General features: G+C 66.6%; 2 protein-coding genes. Both read left to right on the forward strand.

Going from position 1 to position 1,283, the window contains the following annotated elements; all coding sequences use genetic code 11:
* Nucleotides 1-901, forward strand: a 901-nt coding sequence (locus tag ACFXKA_RS42910) for a B12-binding domain-containing radical SAM protein (protein ID WP_379431893.1), incomplete at its 5' end; no start/stop codon positions are given.
* Nucleotides 898-1,283 (forward strand): dTMP kinase (locus ACFXKA_RS42915; RefSeq protein WP_379431894.1); only part of this gene is annotated, 386 nt, incomplete at its 3' end. The genes ACFXKA_RS42910 and ACFXKA_RS42915, both read left to right, overlap by 4 nt.

Below are 1,283 nucleotides of genomic sequence, written 5' to 3' on the forward strand. Positions count from 1 at the left end.
CCGTCTCGCGACGAGTCGTCGTACCGGCTTCCTGACGCGGGCCGCCCGCAGCGGGCACCTGGAAGCCAACATCGTCGGCTCCAGAGGCTGCCCCTACAACTGCACCTTCTGCGGCGCCGCGGTCAGTGCCAATCCTGACGTCACAATCCGAGTTCGCGAGCCCGAGAACATCATCGGCGAACTCGACATACTGCACGCCGAGTACGGCGTCACCGCGTTCCGGTTCGTCGACGACCTCTTCCTCGGGGTCTCCCGCGTCATCACCAGGCAGATGGCGGCCTTCACACGGCACCGCGTCGGCGAACGGTACGTGTGGGACGCCACCGGACGCATCAACGTCCTGGACCGGCTCGACAACACCGAGCTCGAACGGCTCGTCAACAACGGGCCGCGTGAAGTCGCCCTCGGAATCGAATCGGGAAGCGACCGCATCCTGCGCGCGATGGACAAGCGCATCGACGCAGAGATGACCGAACGCGTCACCCGCCGCCTTGTCGAACATGGCATCGGCGTGAAGGGGTACTTCATTCTCGGCTTCCCCGGCGAGACCCACGAGGACCTCCGGGCGACGGTGCGCCACATCCGCAACCTCTGGCGCATCGCCGACGCCAATCCCGGCGACGTGCGGGCCAGCGTGTTCGAGTTCCGCCCCTACCCGGGAACACCCGTGTGGAAGACACTCACCGACGGCGGCCACGACCCCGACAAGCTCCTCACATATGGAGACGTCGACCTCACCGCTGACGGTGCTGACGAGTCGATGCGTCAGCGAGACGAGTTCAACTTCTCCGTCGGCATCCAGTTCGGCGACGTCCCCCTGCCCGAGGTCCGCGCCACACTGGCCACGCTCACCCGCGAGCAGTACGAACGCAACCAGCCGACACGAGAGACGGCGGCATGACGTCGGCACGCGGCCGGTTCGTCACCCTCGACGGCCCCAGCGGCGTCGGGAAGACCACCACCGTCCACGCGCTCACCAGGGAGCTGGCCGGACGAGGCTGGGCGGTTCATCAGACCGTGGAACCCAGTACCAACGCTGTCGGTGTCTTCACCCGCGAGCACTTCAGCCACATCCACGGGCGCGCCCTGGCCTGCCTGGTCGCCGCAGACCGGTACGAACACATCGAGCACGAGATCGAGCCCCGTCTCAGCGCCGGCGACACGGTCGTCTGCGACCGGTACCTGGCCTCAACGCTTGTCATGCAACAGCTCGACGGCGTTCCAGTGAAGTTCTTGCTCGACCTGAACGCAGACGTCCTGATGCCGGACCTGGCCGTCATCCC

The sequence above is a fragment of the Nocardia sp. NPDC059228 genome (assembly GCF_042754245.1).
GTDB lineage: Bacteria > Actinomycetota > Actinomycetes > Mycobacteriales > Mycobacteriaceae > Nocardia.